This window comes from Streptococcus mitis (assembly GCF_002860865.1).
Lineage (GTDB): Bacteria > Bacillota > Bacilli > Lactobacillales > Streptococcaceae > Streptococcus > Streptococcus mitis_AT.
Genome location: NZ_PKIE01000004.1, coordinates 84,796 through 105,823, shown reverse-complemented (window position 1 = coordinate 105,823; position 21,028 = coordinate 84,796). Strand labels below are relative to the sequence as shown.

Sequence of the window (21,028 nt, the reverse complement as noted above, 5' to 3'; positions counted from 1 at the left end):
TATCAAATTGTAGGAGGATATTTCAGATTTTTGCAGGCTTTGAAGTATTTATTTATACTCAATGAAAATCAAAGAGCAAACTAGGAAACTAGCCGCAGGTTGCTCAAAACACCGTTTTGAGGTTGTAGATGAAACTGACGAAGTCAGCTCAAAGCACTGCTTTGAGGTTGTAGATGAAACTGACGAAGTCAGTAACCATATCTACGGCAAGGCGACGTTGACGAGGTTTGAAGAGATTTTCGAAGAGTATTGAAAGAAAAAAGACTAGATTTCTCCAGCCTTTCATTTCTAATTAGAATTTTTTACGTTTACGAGCTGCTTCTGATTTACGTTTACGTTTTACAGAAGGTTTTTCATAGAATTCACGTTTGCGTGTTTCTTGAAGAGTACCAGCTTTAGTAACCGCACGTTTGAAACGACGAAGTGCGTCGTCAAGAGATTCATTCTTACGTACTACTGTTTTAGACATTTTTTTCACTCCCTTCAAGTTCAAGATCTATTCTATTTTACACGTAAAGGGAATAATTGTCAAGAAAAAATGCGGTTTAATTTTGATTTTTTCTTCCATTTATACAAGAGTTGAAAGCGTTCAATAGAATATTGCTTTTTATTTTTCAAGTAAGCTAAGCGCCTCAGCATCCGCAATAATCGTCACATCAGGGTGATTTTGGAGGCTACTTGCTGGTAGGTTCTCGGTCACTGGACCAGACACGGTGCCGGCAATGGCTTCTGCTTTTGATTCGCCGTAAGCAAAGAGAATAATTGACTTGGCATCCAAGATGTTTTTAATTCCCATTGAAATGGCTTGGGTTGGGACGTCTTCAATCTTGTCAAAAAAGCGCGCATTGGCTTCAATAGTAGACTGGTCAAGCTCTACAAGGTGTGTTTGACTGTCAAATGGAGTCCCAGGCTCATTAAATCCGATATGTCCATTGCGACCGATTCCCAAGATTTGAAGGTCAACTGGATGGTCGGCCAAAATTTGGTTGTAGCGTTCAACTTCAGCTTCAGCATTGTCCTTAACCCCACGAGGCAAGAAACTTTCTTTAAATGGTTTTTGGTTAAACAAGTTTTCTTGCATGAAGTAACGATAAGACTGTGGGTTGTCCCCATCAAGCCCTACATACTCATCTAGGTTGACACTGGTTAGATTTGAAAAATCAAGGTCGCTCTCAACAATTTCCTTGTAAAATTCAAGTGGACTACTTCCTGTTGCAAGTCCTAGGGTTTGAGCGCCGTTGGCCAATTTTTCCTTCAAAATCTCAAAAGCAACTTTTCCACCTTCGATTTGGTTTTCAACTTTAATAACTTTCATCTTTTCATCCTCCGTTTTAATCTATATTTATTATATGGTATAGACCGATTTTTGTCAAGTGAAAACGATTTAATTTCTAAAAAAAGAGCGTCCAAACTTGAAACATGTTATAATGGATAGGATTAGAACTTAGAAAGAATGAACAGATATATGAATACAGCTGATTTTGATTTCCACTTACCCGAGGAATTGATTGCCCAAACGCCTCTTGAAAAACGAGATGCTTCTAAACTCCTCATTGTCAACCGTGAGACGGGAGAAATGCAGGATAAACACTTCCATTCTATTATTGATATGCTGGAACCTGGCGATGCCCTTGTCATGAATGACACCCGCGTTCTCCCTGCCCGCCTCTATGGTCAAAAGGAAGAAACTGGAGGTCATGTGGAACTTCTCCTGCTCAAAAATACTAGTGGAGATGAGTGGGAAGTTCTGGCTAAACCTGCCAAACGCCTCAAGGTCGGGACTCGTGTCAGCTTTGGTGATGGTCGCCTCAGCGCTGTCGTTACGGAAGAATTGACCCACGGTGGTCGTATTGTCCGCTTTGATTACCAAGGAATTTTCCTAGAAGTTTTGGAAAGTCTGGGTGAAATGCCGCTACCACCTTATATCCATGAAAAACTGGATGACCGCGAACGCTATCAAACTGTTTACGCCAAGGAAAGTGGCTCTGCTGCAGCACCTACTGCTGGTCTCCACTTCACCAAAGAACTGCTGGCAGAAATCCAAGCCAAGGGTGTTCATCTAGTCTATCTGACGCTTCATGTCGGGCTCGGAACCTTTAGACCCGTTTCAGTTGACAATCTGGACGAACATGAAATGCACTCAGAATTCTACCAACTTTCTGAGGAAGCTGCTGCCACCCTTCGCTCGGTTAAAGAAAATGGAGGTCGCGTCATCGCTGTTGGAACCACTTCTATCCGCACCTTGGAGACTATTGGTTCTAAATTTGATGGGCAAATCCAAGCAGATTCTGGCTGGACCAATATCTTTATCAAACCTGGCTATGAATGGCAGGTCGTAGATGCCTTCTCAACCAACTTCCACCTGCCAAAATCAACTCTGGTCATGTTAGTTTCTGCCTTTGCAGGTCGCGAATTAGTCTTAGATGCCTACCACCATGCCATCCAAGAACACTACCGCTTCTTTAGTTTTGGCGATGCCATGTTTATCTATTAATTTCATAATGAAAAAACGCATATTATCAGGCATTATAAAACCTTGATAGTATGCGTTTTGTAATAGATAAAAAATAAATTAGTCTGTTCTCAAGCTCGGATCTTTCAAACTCTGCACACTGGCATTTATTACCGCACCGACAATCAAAATCTTAGCGATAAGAATAAACCAGAACATCATGACCACCACGACAATGGAACTGAAAAAACGGACGTCCACTAGGTGATTGACATAATTGTTGACATAGACTGAAAAGATATTAAGTAGTAAGACCAGAGTCAGCATGACAAAGGCACTACCCGGCAATACAGAGCGAATTCGTCGGACCTTAACATTAGGCAGGAAATAATAAAGCATGACCAAGATTGCAAAAATCAAAGCATAGACCAAAGGGCCTGTTAGGTCTTGCAGATAATCAAAGAGAGGACTATCCGATTTCCAGTAACTTTTGATAAGGTTGAGAAGCATGCGACCAAAAACACTCAAAAATAGAGCCAAGGCAAAGAGAATCTGTAAGCCAAAACTGACAAACAAACTCATGAGTTGATGAGAAATCATCCCACGATTTTTTGCTACTCCGTAAGCTTTATTAAAGGCTTTCTGTAGGAAATTCATGGATTTTGAAAAGGTCCAGAGGGCTGACAAAACCGCAAAACTCAATAAACCCGTTGACGGTTGGGTCAGCACTTCTGTAATAATCTTTGCGACCACATCATACATGGTATCGGGCAAGAATTCATTGACTACCTTTAAAAAATTGGAAACTGGAATCTGAAAATAAGGGAGGATATTGACCACCACCAAAAGAAGGGGAAAAATCGAAATCAACCAATAGTAGGCTACGGCGACACTGGTCAACTCACTATCTGATGCTTGATAATAATGCAAAAAAGCTTTTACTAAAGGCTTGTCTATCAGCTCTTTCCACCACTTTTTCATATCACACTCCTTCACTTACAATCTTATACTCAATGAAAATCAAAGAGCAAACTAGGAAGCTAGCCGCAGGTTGCTCAAAGCACAGCTTTGAGGTTGCAGATAAAGCTGACGTGGTTTGAAGAGATTTTCGAAGAGTATTAACTAATTTCTTCTTACCAATTCCATCATATCATAAGGCAGGGTATTGGCAGCTTCCTTCAAGGAATAGTTCTCTAAGTTATTGACATTTTGTCGTAACTTCTTGGCATACTTGGTCGTAATCAATCGTTTTTCTTCATATTCGAATATCAACTTGCGCTCCAAATAATAGCCTCTCAGCATTTCATCGATATTGTTGGGTTTAACACGATTGATAACCCGTTCGACAAAGGCACCACTGGTGATGATAGCTGTTTCTCGGAGACGAGAATCCTGCATGAAGCTGATTAAAGAACTCTTATAAACCCCTTTAAGGTTCTCCAAACTTTCGATAATCATCTCTGTATTTTCTAGATAGAGCTCTGCAATTTGGTCATAGTCAAGGGCTCTAAGTTTCTGTGATTCTTCATTTTTCCAACTGCGAAAGGTCTTTCCTAAGGTAAAGACTTCGTGAAGGAGAAAACGTAAAATCCGCAAGGAAACAAGGAAATAATAGGTCAATCGTGAAGCAAACTTGCGATTGATACTTTGTTCCATGTTTTTCAAATAACGTTGATAAACTCGATAGGCACGCTCACTCATCTTGCCTTCTTCGTAGGCCTGTTCTAGACCATCACTTTCAATACTGAGGATGAGAAGTTTTAAGGCCTCCCAGTCTTCTTGAGCCCCCTTATTTTCTTGGCTCAGGATGAGATTTTCAATACGTCCATGATAATTGTCAATAGCCGCATAGAGGGGAAGTTTATTTCTGGTGCCTTCCAACTCTTTTTCCAACTCTAGCGTTACTTCATTCAAAATGCCGATATGCATGAGATAATCCTTGCTTTCTTCCTGTTCATCAGAAAGATGAGGCAAGACCACGAGGCCTGTTAAAAAGCTGACAAGCGTCACACCTGCGACAAGGAAAAGTAAGAGAGGATACTCCTGCTCTAGATTACTTGGTATCAAAAGAATCGTAGCAATCGACACCGTTCCCTTGACACCTGAAAAGGTCAAAAGAAGCATGTCCTTCATATACTTATTTAGCTTTTTCTTGAGACGTCTGGTTCTATAGGCATAGTAGCAATAAATCATGACAAAACGAATAGCAAAGAGGACAAAGGTAAGGGCGACAAGAGATACCAGCAAGAGTAGAGGATTATAAATTGGATTGGTTAAAATAGGCTCTGCTATCATTTCCAACTCTATTCCCAAAATCACAAAGACAGAACCGTTGAGCATAAAAGTCACTGTATGCCAGACTGTCTCAGTCACCGTATCCACTTGGGCTTCTAGAAGTGTAATTTTCTTAAAACGGCTTGCCTTTAAAATCCCAGCAACCACAACGGCAATAATCCCTGAAACATGAACTTCTTCTGCCAGGAAGAAGGTCACCAGAGGCAAACTCAATTCTAATAAAAGTTCGCTGGCAATATCCGTTGCGCGCACACTTAACAAAAAAGTATGGAGGAAACGATTGGTCATGGCTGTTAAAAAGCCAATCAAAAAACCACCTAGAATTGAAAAGATGAGCGAGCTACCAGCTTGTCCAAGGGAAAAGGCTCCAGTTGTCCAAGCCGCCAAGGCCACCTGAAAAGCCACCAAGCCAGAAGCATCATTCAAGAGACCTTCACCTTTGAGGATATTGGACACGCGCTTAGGAAAGCTAAAACGCTCCGAAAGAGAAGCAAAGGCAACCAAGTCCGTAGGGCCAAGAGCTACCCCAACAGCCAAGCAAGCCGCCAAGGGGAGACTGAGCCAAAGAAGATGGGCCAAGCCACCCAAACTCAGGGTCGAGATAAAAATCACTGGAAATATGAGATAAACAATGATTCGCCAGTGTTTTAAAATAGCTGTAATGTCCGCTTCTTCCGACTCTCGAAAAAGCAAGGGCCCGATAACCAGGGCCAAAAACAACTCTGTATTGAGGTGAAAGTCGGTATTGGGTAAAAAGAGACCAATCACAATTCCCAAAAGAATTTGCACCAAAGGGAGAGGCAAAAAGGGCAGGAGTTTATTGGTTGTACTTGAGACAATCAAGACCACTAAAAATAGGATGAGGTAAATCAGTAATTCCACGCAAGACCTCCTTAATCTTTTTTACAACAAGATTCAAATATCTCCTTCTGCTCTTTGATTTTTTGGTCAATCTTGGAACAGTCTTTGTGCTCAATTTTTCTCTGGCACCGTTCCATTTCAAGAGCAACTAATTTTTTCTTGATTTTAAGCATTTTTTTGCTCATATGCGCTTGATCTAGCACGCCTACCGCTCGTTCATGGTGGGTTGATTCAACAAAATTCTGGCGCATGGTATCCAGCTTTTCACGTAGGTATTGTTTATCCATGTCTATATCTCTCTAATTTTTCAATCATTACTAAAAACGGTGGGTTGTTGACTTGGTTTAAAGTTCGGTAAATGGCAACTGTGTACTCTTGTTGGTTCAACTGGCTAACAAAATCCAAGACAGCATCCCTCTCGAGATCTCCTCCATTATGACCGTAGTAGATCATAATAGCAATTCGTCCACCTTTGACAAGTAAGCTACACAGCTTTTCTAATGCTTCAATAGTCGTCTGAGGTCGGGTGATGACAGACTTATCAGCTGATGGTAAATAGCCCAGATTGAAAATCCCTGCCTTGGCTTCTGTCACAAACTGGTCCAGTGTCTCATGACCTTGCAAGATTAACTGGGCATTTGTCATTCCAGCTTGGTTCAAATGCTCCTTGGTCTTTTCCAAGGCTTGTTCCTGAATATCAAAAGCATAGACTTGCTTGGCTAGCTTGGCCAGAAAAAGCGTGTCATGGCCATTTCCCATAGTCGCATCCACTACGATATCCTCTTTTGTAACTACTTCAGCCAAAAAATCATGTGCCATCTCAAGTGGTCTTTTCATTTTCAAACTCCTGTTTTACAGCCTTGCATCCTTGAACACTTCCACGACGTCGCATTTCAGTTTCAATAGCATTTAGCACTTCCCATTTATTGAGGCTCCACATAGGCCCAATCAGCATATCTCTAGGTGCATCTCCTGTGATTCGATGGATAACGATATGCTTGGGAATGATTTCCAGTTGATCACAGATGACCTTAACATATTCGTCCTGACTCATCAACTGTAAACGTCCTTCGTGGTAATCTCGTTGCATACGAGTATTTGTCATAAGATGGAGCAAATGCAGTTTAATCCCTTGAATATCGTTATCCGTGACACAGCGACGGACATTTTCAATCATCATCTCATAGGTTTCACCAGGCAAGCCATTAATAAGATGGGAAACAATCTCAATCTTGGGATACTTTCTCAAACGCTTGACCGTCTCCACGTACAACTCATAAGAGTGGGCACGGTTAATCAGGTCAGAGGTTGTTTCATAAGTGGTCTGCAAGCCCAATTCAACCGTCACATGCATTCGCTCCGACAACTCAGCCAAATATTCGATGGTTTCGTCTGGTAAACAGTCTGGGCGTGTTCCGATATTGATTCCTACCACACCTGGCTCATTGATAGCCTGCTCATAGCGCTCTCGGATGATTTCTACCTTTTCATGGGTGTTGGTAAAATTTTGAAAATAAACCAGATACTTCTGAACATCCGGCCACTTACGGTGCATAAAGTCAATTTCCTTATAAAATTGCTCACGAATAGGCGCATCCGGTGCTACGATAGCATCTCCAGAACCTGAAACTGTACAAAAAGTACAGCCTCCATGAGCCACAGTCCCATCACGATTGGGACAGTCAAACCCCGCATCAATAGGGACTTTAAAGGTCTTTTCTCCAAAGAGTTTTCGATAATAATCATTCAAGGTATTATAAGATTTCATAACTTTCATTATAACAAAAATCACCCACAATCTCAAAAGCCTGACTTTCCTATAAATTCCTCTGTTTCTCGTTTCCTTTAGCAATTTTTTATGATACAATATGGATATGATTTTAATGAAATTAGCATCTATTTTATTATTGATACTGACTTTAGTAGTCTGCATCATCATAACCAAACTTTTTAGATTAAAAAAACTAGGACGAAATTTTGCGGATTTGGCCTTTCCAGTCTTGGTATTTGAGTATTACCTGATTACAGCTAAAACCTTTACCCATAATTTCCTCCCTAGACTGGGCCTAGCCCTCTCACTCCTAGCCATTATTCTCGTTTTTTTCTTTCTTTTGAAAAAACGTAGCTTTTACTATCCTAAATTCATCAAATTCTTCTGGCGTGCAGGATTCTTAGTAATCCTTGTCATGTATATCGAGATGATTGTTGAATTGATGGCTCAGAAATAAAAAACTAAATCAAAAACACCTCAATCAAACTGAATACAGTGATTGAAGTGTTTTTTTCTTTATATACTTTTTCATCAATTCCTATTTTCTTTATCAGGAAATAGAGAGCCAATACCTACACAAGCTAGCACACCTGCTCCAATCACCAAGCCACTTGAAATTGGCAAAAGGTCCAAAATTGCATTCGCAATAATAAAGTCAATAATCAAACACATCAGACTAGCCTTGTAATCCTTTTTCAAAAGATTCTCTAGAGTGAAAAAGAGGAACAAGCCTACCGGAATCAATGACCAGAGGTTAATGTCCAAAGTTGGCCAGCCAACAGAACCAAAATACAATACTGTCGCTGCTGCCACTAAAAATACAATCCCCAATATTTTTTTCATTTCTTTATCTCCAATTTCGTTTTTAGGAACTTGAGTTATCTGATATTGATGCCTCCCGTCCCTTACACAAATCATTATAGCAGAGGTCAGTTTCAAGAACAAGTTCTTTTGCCTATCTGGTCTCTATATCGGTCTAAGTGGTTGAATAATAGCAATAAAATAAGGAAGCAGGTGAAAAACTTCCTTCCAAATAAAAAGGAATTAAGCAACCAAACGCTACTTAATTCCTTGAAATTGTCTCATCACCTCCATTAACCTTTAAATTTTGATAGACTCTATTTTCTAATTAATATGACCAATATTGTCAATACTAACCCTTTCAATCAATTCATTAGTTGTCAAAACTAAGTCCATTAATAAATCCAAAAAGAGTATCAATAGTAAAGTAAACTAAATAATTGAGTTATAAATGGCTATTTTCACAAAATTGTTTCATCATCACACTATCTAATCTCAGTACACAAACCATTTTTCTATAGCTTTTGTCTTAATCTTGATCTTTTTTCTTCAATCCAAGAAATGCACCTACAGTAAACATTATTCCGGCAACTAATGACGTGAAGACTTCGCTAACTGTTCCGGTTTTTGGCAACCTATCATTGTTAGTAGTTGATTTACTATCAATATTGGTATGTTTATTATCTATGTTCTCTGGTTCATTAAGATAAACTTCCTTCTTATTTTCAAAGTTTTTATCATTTTCATCAGGAACTGTAACTTTGACATCCTCAGTTGAATCAGATCTTTGACTTTCATCTAATTGACTATAATTTACTTTTACAGGAACTGTAGCTGTGACATCCTTAGTTGAATCAGATTTGTGTGAATGATTTTCTCTTTGTAAATCCTCCTTTTTGTAATTTTCATCTAATTGGCTATGATTTGCTTGCACCTTATCTTTCTTTTTCGATACATCAAAAGTAGGTTTATTTTCCTCCTCCTTTTTCTCCTCTATTTTCTTGAATACAGGTTTTATAAGGGTATCTTTTGATACATTAATAACATAGCCAGCGTCTTTTTTCCCTTCGACACCAGAAATTTCCCAGCCATCAAATTGATAGCCTTTTTCTAATTCCCCCTTATAGACAGGTAAAATAAAATCTTCTTCCGACACTATCGTTGAACTCATTTCTTTTCCATTTTGAATGGTCACAGTCACCGTATGAGCTTTTAATTCGCTCACCTCTCCCGTATCTTTGTTTAAAATGAATTCTTTTACGGTCGTATTTCTTGCAAAATCTTTTACAACAATCTTAATGTTTAGTGTCTTATCTGTTAGTTGTTTAATATCATCAAATGATTTATATTCTTTTCCATTTACATAAATATGTTTGTCTTGAATCTCACCATCGAATCCATTATTTCTTTTATCATTGATGTTAAAGACTACAGATTTGCCATCAGCATATTCAATACTAGTATTTCCCTTAGGATCAATGTTTACTTCTGGTTTAACATTATCATATAAAAATTGATAGTGTACTCCAACCGCTTTCGCGTTCAAATCGCTATAGCCAGTTTTAAGATAAACATTTCCATCCATATCTGTTACCTTATCTGGGAATCCGTTTGCTTTATAGTCTTTCATTCCCCAGTCCATGATGTCACCGTCTTTAACATTAAGCTTAACGTTAAAATCTCTAGTGTTATCAATGTGTAAATCTCCGTAGATTAAATAATTATCTACAACAGATTCATTAACTCTCAACTCCCAGTTAAAACCACCCTTATCAGAAATCTTACCTCTTAAATAAAATTCTGGATTTCGTACATAAATTTTATTAGATTTAGATGGATTAAAGTAGTTCTTGTCCATTGAAAGGTTTACTGGTTTTGCATCAATAAATAACGTAGAGCCATCTTCTTTTATAGCTTCTACATTGGACTTATCCTCTCCAGTGTACTCTTTATCATCTTTACCAAATAATACAAGTTTAGAAGGATCTGTTACAAGATTTCCATCTTTATCGATTGCCTCCCCTTTATCGTTCATTTTAAATCTAAACACTTGATACCTTACAATGTTAAAGCCGTCCAAAGCCGACATTAATACTGATTGAGTACTTCTTCCATCTTCAACATTTCTACTATCAGCATAAATTATTTTTTCTGAAAGGACTCTTAGATTAGGATTGGTCTTTTGGATTTTTGCTATATCTTCCTTGTTATATACTCCATTTCCTTCTAACATATCCGTTTTTCCAGGATTATAGGTAGTCACTTTTAGTGCATAGCCTTTTCTTAGAATAATGTTATCTTTTAACAGATATTGTTGTTTTTCTGAATCAGAATAGATTTTACCAGATTCCATGTCCGTTAAATTGTTTGGTTTGTTTTTTGAAAGATCTCCTTCTCCTAATTCTATTACATTCCCATAACTTGATGCATACGGATATTCTGTCTTAGTTTCCTTATTTTTTTCAGGCATTCTAATCTTCGTTTCAGCTTTTATCTGATCATCATCTTTCACAAAGAATCTCATATCTCCTGAAAAAGCTAATCCATCCACAATATCATTAATATTAGCGTATAAATCAAATATCATCGTTTTTGAGTGGGAATCATACTTGGTCGTTTTGATTTCTATCGATTTATATTTATTACCATAATATACCTTGGCATTTTTAGAAACATTACTTATCTTTCCAAGAATTTCAAAGTGTCCATCTTTAGATGGGCTTAGAACACCATAAATTTTTGATTTTATTTCGTCAAGTTTTTCAGTTTCATATTCTAAGGCACTACCATCGTCATAAGCAATGATATTTCCCTTATCATCATATTTATAATCGTATTCCTCTGTTCTCTTACCAGTTTCACTTGTAAAGTCATCAACTTCTCTAAATTTCTTTTTAATGAGTTTCTTCAAGTCTTTACTTTCAAACTCTCTAATTGTTGAAATAGTTTTATGAATAGTCAAGCTAGATTTTTCTTCGATAGACTCTTCATTGTCTTGATGATTTTCTTCCTCAGTTGTATCTTTTTTAAGACTATCCTCTTTTCTATTTTCTAAATTTTTAAATTTAGATTCGGAAATCTCGCCAAGCTTTTGGTATTTAGATGAATCTTGATCAGGATCTACTAGATAATAGGAAATCATCCCCTTTTCATCAGCATGATCAGCAAATTTAATTCTATGAATCTTTGTGAAATTGCTAGAACCATCTAATGCAATGACTTCAATGATTTTTCCTCTTAAATCTCCTGCACCATTAATTTCATAAATGGTATTTCCATCTTTGTCAAGTTTTCTGTTTCTTCCTTGACCCTCACCTGCATAAGTTACTTCAAGATTTTTCTCAACCTCTCCATCTTCATTAACCAGAGCGGCGCCAGCATACCAAACTTCGTTGGCAATCTCGTCAAATTTTTCAGGATGTTCTTTTTGATCTCTCGCAAATAGAGTTTCATTCTTGTATTGATCTTTTACCTTGTGATAAGTATCCTTTGTGATCAGCTTAATTTTTTCAGGATTTGAAAAATCAATAGAAACAATCTTAGGGGCTGTATTATCAATTTTTACAGGAATATAGGAAACCTGCCATGGGTAATCCTTGGTTAATCTATATTTAAATTTATAGAAATATTGACCTTCTGCAATCGGTTCAAATTGACCTCTTATCCTAGTAGCTGGATCTTGGTTATCCTTACTCTCTGGTGCATTTTCTTCTCTACCTCTAGGGTTATAGATGAGTCCATCCCATTTCAAGTCGCCCCAAACTTTTAGCTTAGAAGATTTGATTCCCTTTGCATCATTTCTTTTAGAGTTTAAAATTCCTTTAACAAAGTGTTCTCTCGAAATGACTTTTAAGTCTCTTTGATTTTCTCCCTCTTTATTTGTATTTACTATTGAAATCATTCCTTCTTCTGCACTTCTTAATACAAGTGGAGAAGGTGTTAATCCTCTCTCAAGTTGAGCATCTTGAGGATTTCCATTTGAATCTAAAGGATAAATTTTAGCAATATTAGAACCACTTGATGATGGTGCGTTGATCCCTTCGTTATTGAAAGCAAATAATTCTGGATTTTGATCTAGGGATGTTGTATTTTTATCTTTTCTATTTTGTATAACTCCTGCTGGATTAAATTTATCTATACCATGTTCTCCACCAATTCCCTTATTTAAGGTTCCTGGAATTTTTGGTTTACCATCATCATCATAACCTTCCATTGTTTTTGATTTTGAACCTTCTTCCCAGGCCCATTTATCAAGAATTGGTTCGTGGTTCCAATTCCCAGCAAATCCCATTAGAGGCATCGATAAAGAAGGTTGGAAATTTATTTTCTTCCCATTGGAGTTTAGAGCTTCCATTTCTTCCACTGACTCAAAATGAATAAATGATTCTACAAATTTATTTTTATTTTTAGCCTCTCCAACGTTTATAACCGCATTTAAATCAAAGCTAGAATTTGGGCTTATAGTGAAAGTATCATGCTCAAATGTGATATTTGCTCCTTTGATTTTTTCTGGGTGGATTTCTGGAACAATTTGCTTACCATCTGGAGATTTTTCGTCTTTGTATGTTTCATCCAGTTTTAGTCTATCAGTTAGAGCATCTGTAGTTATCGCTGATGCTGAAACTTTAAAGGTTAAAGGTCTGTTTGATGTATTGTGAAGCTTAATTGTAAAGTATTTTTTATCTCCTTTTATTTCTTTAAGAGAAATAGAACCATAAGAGTTTACCAAACCTTTAGAATCCGTGTTTTTGAAAGTCGCTACAACTTCATTTCTCAAAGCATTGGCAACATTAATTAGCCCTGCTCCCTGTTGTCTAGGTGATGCAAAGTATTGACTTTTTTCTTTCCAAGAAGTCGCATCCATCATAGGACGTGCAGTATTTTGTAGGGCAATTTTTGTAAGACTTGTAAGATCTATTTTGTCATCTCCCTTAAGATTTTTCAATACAGGTCTTTCAAGCATTTCCTTTAACTTCGGTCTAATCAAAACAGTAGAAGCTGCTACGACTGGAGTTGCCATACTAGTCCCTGACATATAACCATAAGTTGATTTCCCATTAATGACATTAAGAGTAGATTTAATATTTTTACCTGGTGCTGAGACATCAGGCTTTAAAAGCAAATCTGTTCTCGGTCCCCAAGATGTGGATCCTGCTGGAACGATGATATCTTCTTTATACAATTCTTTGTCTGTGTCAGGTGCAAACTTAAAGTCAATCTCTTTTTCGTCACCTACATTCGGTTTATTAGAATTATAGCTTGCCATATCAATTGGATAGTATTGATCCAATTTATCTTTGAAATCTTCCTTACTATTTCTTTTAACTTCAGTTTTTTTATCAGGGTTAATCATGTTCCATAACTTTACACCATCATCTCCTGAAATTGAAAAAACTTGACTAGTAGTTCCTTCATCCTCCTCATATCCCATAGCTGGAAGCTCTGTCCAATTATCTCTATTGTAGTAATTTACAGTATTTACAACCATAATGCCACGTGCGCCCTTATCCGTAGCTCGTTTAAAAGCATCTTTTAAATCCTTGGTATAAATTCTATCCATTACTGCAATTTTGCCCTTAAGATCCAATCCTATCAAATCTTGATCTTGACCTTTGCCTATATATACAAATTTCAATTTATCAGGAGCTTTTGAACCGTCTTCATTTGTTGTGATTTTATTCTTATCGAAAAAGGCCCCTATATTTCTGTATTTAAAATTTTCTCCACCTATGTTGACTTTATCAAACTCAACTGTCTGATTTTTAGCAGAAGCGACCGCTATCGCATCTTCATGTGCTGCAGTTCGCGTTACATTTCCAGTATCTGTCATTTTCAGATTATTATTTGCCACTAAATCCCATGAAGAACTTGAAGCAGAAGTCGCATAGTTACCTGTAGCTACAACCATTGGAATGCCTGCTTTTCTTAATGCTCTAATAGCTTCCCAATATTTCTCACCTACAAGACCTGTTCCTGTAAAACCAGATGATACCGAAACAACATCGACATTGTGTTTAATGGAATCTTCAATAGCATGAAACATTGTTTCATCTCCTGCGAAGCCAGATCCTGCGTCAGAGTACATTTTATAAGAGAAGATCTGTGCATTAGGAGCAATTCCATCTATTCCGTTAAAGTTTTTAATATCTTTTTCAGTATCATTTCCCGCAAGAATCCCTGCAATATGCATCCCATGTGGATCAAAATAATCGCTCCCATCATCAGCTTTTTCTACAGTAATTTTACCACCATTATAATAATTGAAAGCATGAGGGATTTTATCACTCAACCAGAAATTTTTATCAGTACCTTTTAAGTCTTCTTTTTTGAATCTCATTGAGCCTTTAGCATCATCATCAATCCTCATGGCCTTATGCCTATAATCTGTCCCTGTATCGATATTTGAAATGACCATACCCCGGCCATCAAAATTTTTCCCAAATGGAGCATTGATAGATTTTAAGTAATCAATTGCCTCTTCAACTCCAATTTCCTTTCGGGCATGATTCATCATCGGTTGGACTTTTTGTGATCGTTCAACCGATGAGATACCTTCTATTAGTTTAATTTTGTCCAGATTATCTGGAGTTGTTTCTATTGCAACACCATTAAAAACCGTATCATAAGTATATAAAACTTTTGTATCCTTAAGATTGGATAATTCTTTGATTGCTTTTTCTACAGATTCTTTATCTTTAAATTCAGCAATATAGACAAGTTTATCCTCTTTTTTGGGACTTTCTGGGTCTTTACTTGCAGACGAGTCCGCTTTATCTTCTTGGGATTGATTGGAATCTTCTTTGATTTTTTCTTCTTCATTGCTAGTTTTATTATCTCTCACAGATTCTTTACTAACAACTTCTTTTTCCTCAATAACCGTTGTTTTCTTCTCTTCAGTATCCTTTGAAGTTTCTATAGCATTATGAATATCTTCAAGTTTTTCTTTGTTTTCGTTTTGTTTACCTACTACTTTTTCTTTATCAGATATTTTTAAAGAATCTTCAGAACTAGATGTATCTGCTAGGATTACCTCATTAGGGACATATGCTGCTAAAATAACTGCAGCTGTGGTTAATGACAATACTGTACTTTTTTTCATTTTAATTCCTTACATATTTATTTAACTTCCAATAGATAGAAAACTTTAACTTTGCTAGCCTTTGTTATAAAAAGTTTTACTAAGTATTATCTAGGAAATAGAGTAGTGCATTTATATATAATTGTTAACTCTCTGAAAATAGTATATCAATTAAAAAAATTTAAGTCAAGAAAAATTAATATGCATTAATTTATTTTTTAACACACATTAAAAATATAGAGTCAAAAACTTTCGTAGTTAGCTAGGGTACATTATCACAACATTCACACCATCAAAAATAGTAGCAATCAAATTAAAGCACTAGCAACATCACAAAGTCAAACATCATTGATGAAATATCAGCGCTATGAAACAATATAAAAAACCGCTAAGAATAAGACTTAACGGTTATTTTCTACATATCTATTTTTTTCAAATCCTCAGTCGTTTATCTACCTATAACCTAGGCTTTACGAGTGCCTTGCTCTTCCAACTGATACTCAATGAAAATCAAAAAGCAAACTAGCCGCAGGCTGCTCAAAACACTGCTTTTAGGTTGTAGATAGAACTGACGAAGTCAGTTACATATATCTACGGCAAGGCGACGTTGACGTGGTTTGAAGAGATTTTCGAAGAGTATGAGCTAAATAGGCTATTACACTTACAGTATATCACTCTGAGAATAGATATCAAGGAATTTTCATCTCTATTTAAAAAAGCCTGTCCTGAGACAAGGCTTTGAGTTTCTTCATCTTAGGACCCAGCGCTTTCATAAGAATCCAAGCCCCTGTCCCAGAGTTTAAGGGAAATACCAAAAAAGACAAGGGAAATCAAAATCAAACCTCCGACGTTAAAGATTACATCCTTGTCCTGCAAGAAATAGCTAGCAGGATAGTAGGCCGTAAAGGCAAAAGGTACGATAAAGCTAATCAACCAACGAAGAAATGAATTGTAAATGGAAATGGGATACTTGGCAAAATCATTAAACATATAGAAAATGTAAATCATGGCGCCTGACTGTTTGGTCCAAAAAGCGATACTAGCTGTCGCAATTTTTAAAGAAGTATAAATCAAGGTCGCAAAAGGAATACAAACTAGGAAAAGCAGGAATTTTGGAAGAGTCCAATCAATGCTAGTCACTGTTGTTCCCAATAAAATACCACCGACTAAGAGTTCACCCAAGGCATCAATCTGAAAGGTCTCAACCAAGATGTGAAAGAGAGGATTGATAGGACGAGTCAGATACTTGTCAAACTCCCCTTTTCGGACTAGGCGTTGCCCTAGTTCCCAGAGATTGTCAAAAAAGAGATGGTCCAACCCCTTAGGAATCAAGGAAAAGCCATAGATAAAGGTAATTTCTTGAAAAGTCCAACCTTCCAGGGATGGGATGTGTTGAAAGATGACATTGAGAAACAAGAGATTCAAGTCTTGAGTCAAGAAAACTCCCAGCACACCAACCACAAAATCCACCTTGTATTCCATAATTTGTTTGATGTACTGTCTGATAAAAATCAGATGCATGCGTTGATATTTTTTCATACTAACCTCCTTGAATGGTGATAAATGACTGGACTCGTTTCCAAATCAACTGAGAAAAGCCCACCATCACTAAGAGCCAGAAGAACTGCAAAGCGAGCGCCTGAAGAATCTGACTGGCATCGTATTTCCCAACAATAATCATGACCGGAGTATAAATCAAAGATGAAAAAGGCAAGAAAGAAAGAATATCTGAAACCACCTTTGGAAAGAAAGCCAAGGGAATCAAACTTCCAGACATAAAGGCCACTAAGGAAGTCTTGAGTAGATTAGAACCCCAAAGATTTTTAAACACAAAGGCAGAAAATCCAAAGCAGATATTAAAGAAAAAGTTAATCAGATAGGCCAGCGTTAAGCTAAAAAGATAAAGGACAGTTAATCCCAGCACTTCTACAATCCCTTGCCCAGATAAGATTTTCATCAAAACAATGACACTTAAAAATGGAAGGCCAACAGAGATAAAAATCAACCACTTGGACCCAAGCTCGGTAAAGAGGTAAGAAGCCGCAAAATGCACTGGTCTCAACAAGCGCATGATAATGGAACCATCCTTGACCTCCTCCCCAATCATAAAGGAAGAATCTGACCTAGTAAGAAGATTGGTCACAAAACTCATGATAATGTATAGGGTGATATCCGCCATACTGAAGCCCTGAATTAAAGACTCCTGAGAGGAATCAAAGACAGCCTTCCAGAGATAAAAGGCCACAAAAGCACCCATAACATCGCCGATCCGATAAAGAATAAAGTTGACTCGGTAGGTAATCAATTCCTGAACACCTGCATTGATAAAGGGTTTATAACGTCTCCACAATTTGACCATCTTAGAGCTCCTTTCGATAGAAGCGGCGGATAATATCTTCAATATCCGTATCCATCATCTTCAAATCGCGGATTTCAAAATCAGACAGGGTTTGCTTAATAATATCAGCCGATTGGTAGCGAGAACTATCGAATTCAATGTTGAGGCTATTCCCCTGTCTATCAACGGTCATATCAGGCAATCCTTCATAGTGAGAGACGAGATGACTTTGATCTGGTAGCAGTTCAAAGGAGAGCGTCTTCATCTTGCCAAAGGTGTCCTTAAGCTGGCTAACCGTTCCATCAAAAATCTCCTGACCCTTATCAATCATAAAAATCCGATCACAGAGTTGCTCAATATCGCTCAAGTCGTGAGTGGTCAGGAGAATGGTTGTTTCTTCCTCTTGATTGATCTGAGTAATAGCCCGACGAATGTTATCCTTGACCGAAACGTCCAAACCAATGGTCGGCTCATCTAAAAAGAGAACCTTGGGATTGTGAAGCAAGGAAGCCGCAATATCCGCCCGCATGCGCTGTCCTAGTGAAAGAGTCCGTACGGGATCCTTGATAAAGTCCTTCAAATCCAAGACTTCATTCAAAAAATCCATGCGCTTATGAAAGAGCGAGTCTGGAACATCGTAAATCTCCTTCAAGACTGTGTAGGTCTCTTGCAGGGCCAAATCCCACCATAGCTGGGTGCGTTGTCCAAAGACTACGCCAATATCTTTGACATAATCTTGACGATTATCCTGAGGAATCTTGCCGTTAATCCGACAAAAACCAGATGTCGGTTTCAAAATCCCAGTCAGCATTTTGATGGTGGTTGACTTCCCAGCACCATTAGCCCCGATAAAACCTAAAATCTGCCCCTTTGGTACCTCAAAGGTCAAATCCTTGACCGCTTCAAAGGTCTGTTTTTCAGGATGAATAAAGGAGCGTAATGCCCCCTTCAATCCCGGTTCCTTAACAGTCTTCACAAAATTTTTCTGAAGATGTTCCACTTCTATCATTGCCATATCTATCTCCCTATGGTAAGGAATAGAAAATCGTATTTTCAAACACAAATATTCCAAATCCTTACTTTCTACACCTTCTACATTTTATTATTACAGAAAGCTTTATACCAACCTATTATAGTCCAATAAAAACTAGAATGCAAGCGTTTGCTTAAAGTTTATGAAATTGAAATTTTTGATTAAAATCATACTTTTAATCAAAAATTCTGGTTTAATTGTTTCCTTGAAACGCCAAAAAACCCACCCAATGGGTAGGTTGGTGGATAAGAAAAAGAATTTTTTTAATCGAAAAAACTCTCGATTTTACTGTTAATCCTTCAGCATTTAATTATTGTCATCAGTCTAAAATGATTTCTAACCCCTCAATTACTCTTTAAAAAATCTTCAATACGAGAAACAACCTCATGATTTTGATAATGATAAAGGTCGTGTGGTACATCCATATATATGACTTTCACATTAGACTGTTCACTAGCAAATTTCTCTGCAAAATTCTGCCATTCTGATTGACCAAAACTAGTACCTTGACCGTTAGACACCAGTAGTAAGGTGGGAATTTTCGGATTAATGTTTGAGGGAACTTTCTTGGCATTTTCCTTTACCTTTTGGGATTCATGAAGCATGGCTTGTGACATCAACTGCTTATAAGCTAGAAGTTTATATTGTTTTCGTTCACTTTCGATCAGAGTTGGATTTTTTATATAAAAGGACTCAGGGAAGTAGCGTAATAAGCCAATCTTGCTGCTCCAAAATGCCACAGTAATTAAGGCCTGATTGTCCTTTAAATTCTCATAACTAGCTGGCAGTGCCCAATCTAACCCAATCAAGATTTTCACTTCATCAGGATATTTTTCCTGCCAAGCTAAACTCTCAAGACTAGCCATGGAATGAGACAAAATGATAAAAGGACCTTTGACATTTGCTTGTGAAAGAGCTTAACGCGTCTCAGACAAAACCTCCATCACATCTCTTGAATAATTGCTATCATCACTATAACCATACCCTGTTCGCTCCACAATGACTACCTTATACCGTTTCGATAAGGATTCCGATACTTCTTTAAAGTCCAATATAGGAGAAGCAATACCAGCACCTGAGAGAACTACTATAGTCTCAGGACCATTCCCTTCAACGTAAACATTTATTTGATGTCCATCGACGAGAACTTGTTGTCCCATAGGTGTCAGTGAGGCTTGTTCTTTTTCCAAACTGATACGGTGAAAGATGAATGTAGCCGCTAGAAACAAAAGAATGAAACTAAGAAAGGCAAGAAACCATTTTTTCAGTTTTTTCATAGCATTATTGTACAAAAAATAGAACCTTTTAGCAACTTAATATTGGTTCATCTACAATATATTCACACCAAAAAACCCACCCAATGGGCAGGTTTCATCTGTATTATTCAGCTAGATTAAGCTTTACCTTCTGAACCGAATACGTCGATACGTTCTTCAACTGATGCTTGGATAGCTTTTACACCGTCAGCCAAGAATTTACGTGGGTCGAAAAGTTTTTTCTTGTCGTATTCTGCTTCGTTTGCTTCGTAGTCACGAGCAAATTTACGAGTTGCGTTAGCGAATGCGATTTGGCATTCTGTGTTAACGTTAACTTTGGCAACACCAAGTTTGATAGCTGCTTGGATTTGCTCATCAGGAATACCTGATCCACCGTGCAATACGATTGGGAATCCTGGAACAGCTTCAGTCAATTTTTGCAAGTGATCAAGGTGAAGACCTTTCCAGTTTTCTGGGTAAGGACCGTGGATGTTACCAATACCAGCTGCCAAGAAGTCGATACCAGTTTCAACCATTGCTTTAGCATCTTCGATTGGAGCCAATTCACCATCACCGATGATTCCGTCTTCTTCACCACCGATAGTACCAACTTCAGCTTCCACTGATACACCATTCGCATGAGCAAATTCTACAACTTTACGAGCTTTTTCAAGGTTTTCTTCAACTGGAAGGTGTGAACCATCAAACATAACTGAAGTATAACCAACTCGGATACACTCAAGTGCATCTTCGTAGTGACCGTGGTCAAGGTGGATAGCTACTGGTACAGTGATACCCATTGATTCAACAAGGTTAGCGATCAAGTTGCGAGCAACTTTGTAACCACCCATGTATTTAGCAGCACCCATTGAAGTTTGGATCAAAACTGGAGCTTTTTTAGCCTCTGCTGCGCGCAAGATAGCTTGAGTCCACTCAAGGTTGTTTGTGTTAAATCCACCAACTGCATAACCGTTGTCACGAGCTGCTTGGACAAATTTTTCTGCTGAAACGATTGCCATTTTATCAGGCCTCCTGTATATTTTTATGGGTCATCCCATTTACATTGTTCATTTTATCACTTTTTGACAAAAAAATCTAGTTTTTCCCGCAGTTTCGATTGAATTTCTTCTAGCTTCATCTATG

16 protein-coding genes and 1 pseudogene are annotated in these 21,028 nt (G+C 37.6%); 3 read left to right on the top strand and 14 right to left on the bottom strand.

What is annotated here, in order from left to right; all coding sequences use genetic code 11:
* Window positions 1–61 precede the first annotated feature (61 nt).
* On the top strand, window positions 62–253 hold the full coding sequence (locus CYK18_RS11130; RefSeq protein ID WP_101785933.1) for a hypothetical protein: 192 nt from the start codon (window positions 62–64) through the stop codon (window positions 251–253).
* Window positions 254–292: 39 nt separating this feature from the next.
* Here CYK18_RS11130 and rpsU read toward each other — a convergent pair whose 3' ends face one another.
* Both rpsU and CYK18_RS07590 read right to left on the bottom strand, forming a co-directional pair.
* Window positions 293–469 (bottom strand): 30S ribosomal protein S21, encoded by a 177-nt coding sequence (gene rpsU / locus CYK18_RS07595; protein ID WP_000048054.1) that lies wholly within the window; start codon window positions 467–469, stop codon window positions 293–295.
* A gap of 138 nt (window positions 470–607) precedes the next feature.
* Window positions 608–1,315 (bottom strand): glucosamine-6-phosphate deaminase, encoded by a 708-nt coding sequence (locus CYK18_RS07590; protein WP_049516047.1) that lies wholly within the window; start codon window positions 1,313–1,315, stop codon window positions 608–610.
* Window positions 1,316–1,465: 150 nt separating this feature from the next.
* On the opposite strand from CYK18_RS07590, the gene queA reads away from it, so the two are divergent.
* Window positions 1,466–2,494: a tRNA preQ1(34) S-adenosylmethionine ribosyltransferase-isomerase QueA gene (gene queA / locus CYK18_RS07585; RefSeq protein ID WP_101785931.1), complete on the top strand. Its 1,029-nt coding sequence runs from the start codon at window positions 1,466–1,468 to the stop codon at window positions 2,492–2,494.
* Between the two features lie 78 nt (window positions 2,495–2,572).
* On the opposite strand, the gene CYK18_RS07580 is transcribed toward queA, so the two are convergent.
* From CYK18_RS07580 to mnmL, 5 genes are all read right to left on the bottom strand, one after another.
* On the bottom strand, window positions 2,573–3,433 hold the full coding sequence (locus CYK18_RS07580; RefSeq protein ID WP_101785929.1) for a YihY/virulence factor BrkB family protein: 861 nt from the start codon (window positions 3,431–3,433) through the stop codon (window positions 2,573–2,575).
* A gap of 141 nt (window positions 3,434–3,574) precedes the next feature.
* Entirely contained in the window at window positions 3,575–5,629 is a 2,055-nt protein-coding gene (locus CYK18_RS07570) for a cation:proton antiporter (protein WP_101785928.1), read from the bottom strand.
* An 11-nt stretch (window positions 5,630–5,640) separates the two neighbouring features.
* Entirely contained in the window at window positions 5,641–5,895 is a 255-nt protein-coding gene (locus CYK18_RS07565) for a hypothetical protein (protein WP_101785926.1), read from the bottom strand.
* Window positions 5,888–6,445, bottom strand: coding sequence for a tRNA 5-(aminomethyl)-2-thiouridylate-methyltransferase MnmM (gene mnmM / locus CYK18_RS07560; RefSeq protein WP_180948027.1), 558 nt, complete (start codon window positions 6,443–6,445; stop codon window positions 5,888–5,890). The genes CYK18_RS07565 and mnmM overlap by 8 nt, the downstream gene beginning before the upstream one ends.
* Window positions 6,429–7,385, bottom strand: a complete 957-nt coding sequence (gene mnmL / locus CYK18_RS07555; RefSeq protein ID WP_101785922.1) for a tRNA modification radical SAM protein MnmL/YtqA — start codon at window positions 7,383–7,385, stop codon at window positions 6,429–6,431. Before mnmL ends, mnmM begins: the two co-directional genes overlap by 17 nt.
* Window positions 7,386–7,476: 91 nt before the next feature.
* Between mnmL and CYK18_RS07550 the strand changes: the two genes are divergently transcribed.
* A complete protein-coding gene (locus tag CYK18_RS07550; RefSeq protein WP_101785921.1) occupies window positions 7,477–7,836 on the top strand; it encodes a DUF3397 family protein in 360 nt (119 codons plus the stop codon).
* A gap of 74 nt (window positions 7,837–7,910) precedes the next feature.
* Here CYK18_RS07550 and CYK18_RS07545 read toward each other — a convergent pair whose 3' ends face one another.
* From CYK18_RS07545 to CYK18_RS07515, 7 genes and pseudogenes are all read right to left on the bottom strand, one after another.
* Window positions 7,911–8,222 carry a hypothetical protein gene (locus tag CYK18_RS07545; RefSeq protein ID WP_101785919.1) on the bottom strand — a complete coding sequence of 104 codons (312 nt, stop codon included), beginning with the start codon at window positions 8,220–8,222 and terminating at the stop codon, window positions 7,911–7,913.
* Between the two features lie 487 nt (window positions 8,223–8,709).
* On the bottom strand, window positions 8,710–15,279 hold the full coding sequence (locus CYK18_RS07540; RefSeq protein WP_101785917.1) for a S8 family peptidase: 6,570 nt from the start codon (window positions 15,277–15,279) through the stop codon (window positions 8,710–8,712).
* Between the two features lie 732 nt (window positions 15,280–16,011).
* Window positions 16,012–16,797 carry an ABC transporter permease gene (locus tag CYK18_RS07535; RefSeq protein WP_101785916.1) on the bottom strand — a complete coding sequence of 262 codons (786 nt, stop codon included), beginning with the start codon at window positions 16,795–16,797 and terminating at the stop codon, window positions 16,012–16,014.
* Window position 16,798: 1 nt separating this feature from the next.
* Complete coding sequence (locus tag CYK18_RS07530) at window positions 16,799–17,617, bottom strand: ABC transporter permease (protein WP_101782739.1); 819 nt, start codon at window positions 17,615–17,617, stop codon at window positions 16,799–16,801.
* Window position 17,618: 1 nt separating this feature from the next.
* Complete coding sequence (locus CYK18_RS07525; RefSeq protein ID WP_101782738.1) at window positions 17,619–18,611, bottom strand: ABC transporter ATP-binding protein; 993 nt, start codon at window positions 18,609–18,611, stop codon at window positions 17,619–17,621.
* A gap of 362 nt (window positions 18,612–18,973) precedes the next feature.
* Window positions 18,974–19,906: pseudogene (locus CYK18_RS07520) on the bottom strand (alpha/beta fold hydrolase).
* Window positions 19,907–20,022: 116 nt separating this feature from the next.
* Window positions 20,023–20,904: a class II fructose-bisphosphate aldolase gene (locus tag CYK18_RS07515; RefSeq protein ID WP_001019006.1), complete on the bottom strand. Its 882-nt coding sequence runs from the start codon at window positions 20,902–20,904 to the stop codon at window positions 20,023–20,025.
* Between the last annotated feature and the right edge of the window lie 124 nt (window positions 20,905–21,028).

Excerpts from the sequence above, each read along its gene's own strand:
- CYK18_RS11130 (WP_101785933.1), top strand. The coding sequence starts at position 62 with ATGAAAATCAAAGAGCAAACTAGGAAACTAGCCGCAGGTTGCTCAAAA.
- rpsU (WP_000048054.1), bottom strand. The coding sequence starts at position 469 with ATGTCTAAAACAGTAGTACGTAAGAATGAATCTCTTGACGACGCACTT.
- CYK18_RS07590 (WP_049516047.1), bottom strand. The coding sequence starts at position 1,315 with ATGAAAGTTATTAAAGTTGAAAACCAAATCGAAGGTGGAAAAGTTGCT.
- queA (WP_101785931.1), top strand. The coding sequence starts at position 1,466 with ATGAATACAGCTGATTTTGATTTCCACTTACCCGAGGAATTGATTGCC.
- CYK18_RS07580 (WP_101785929.1), bottom strand. The coding sequence starts at position 3,433 with ATGAAAAAGTGGTGGAAAGAGCTGATAGACAAGCCTTTAGTAAAAGCT.
- CYK18_RS07565 (WP_101785926.1), bottom strand. The coding sequence starts at position 5,895 with ATGGATAAACAATACCTACGTGAAAAGCTGGATACCATGCGCCAGAAT.
- mnmM (WP_180948027.1), bottom strand. The coding sequence starts at position 6,445 with ATGAAAAGACCACTTGAGATGGCACATGATTTTTTGGCTGAAGTAGTT.
- mnmL (WP_101785922.1), bottom strand. The coding sequence starts at position 7,385 with ATGAAAGTTATGAAATCTTATAATACCTTGAATGATTATTATCGAAAA.
- CYK18_RS07550 (WP_101785921.1), top strand. The coding sequence starts at position 7,477 with ATGGATATGATTTTAATGAAATTAGCATCTATTTTATTATTGATACTG.
- CYK18_RS07545 (WP_101785919.1), bottom strand. The coding sequence starts at position 8,222 with ATGAAAAAAATATTGGGGATTGTATTTTTAGTGGCAGCAGCGACAGTA.
- CYK18_RS07540 (WP_101785917.1), bottom strand. The coding sequence starts at position 15,279 with ATGAAAAAAAGTACAGTATTGTCATTAACCACAGCTGCAGTTATTTTA.
- CYK18_RS07535 (WP_101785916.1), bottom strand. The coding sequence starts at position 16,797 with ATGAAAAAATATCAACGCATGCATCTGATTTTTATCAGACAGTACATC.
- CYK18_RS07530 (WP_101782739.1), bottom strand. The coding sequence starts at position 17,617 with ATGGTCAAATTGTGGAGACGTTATAAACCCTTTATCAATGCAGGTGTT.
- CYK18_RS07525 (WP_101782738.1), bottom strand. The coding sequence starts at position 18,611 with ATGGCAATGATAGAAGTGGAACATCTTCAGAAAAATTTTGTGAAGACT.
- CYK18_RS07515 (WP_001019006.1), bottom strand. The coding sequence starts at position 20,904 with ATGGCAATCGTTTCAGCAGAAAAATTTGTCCAAGCAGCTCGTGACAAC.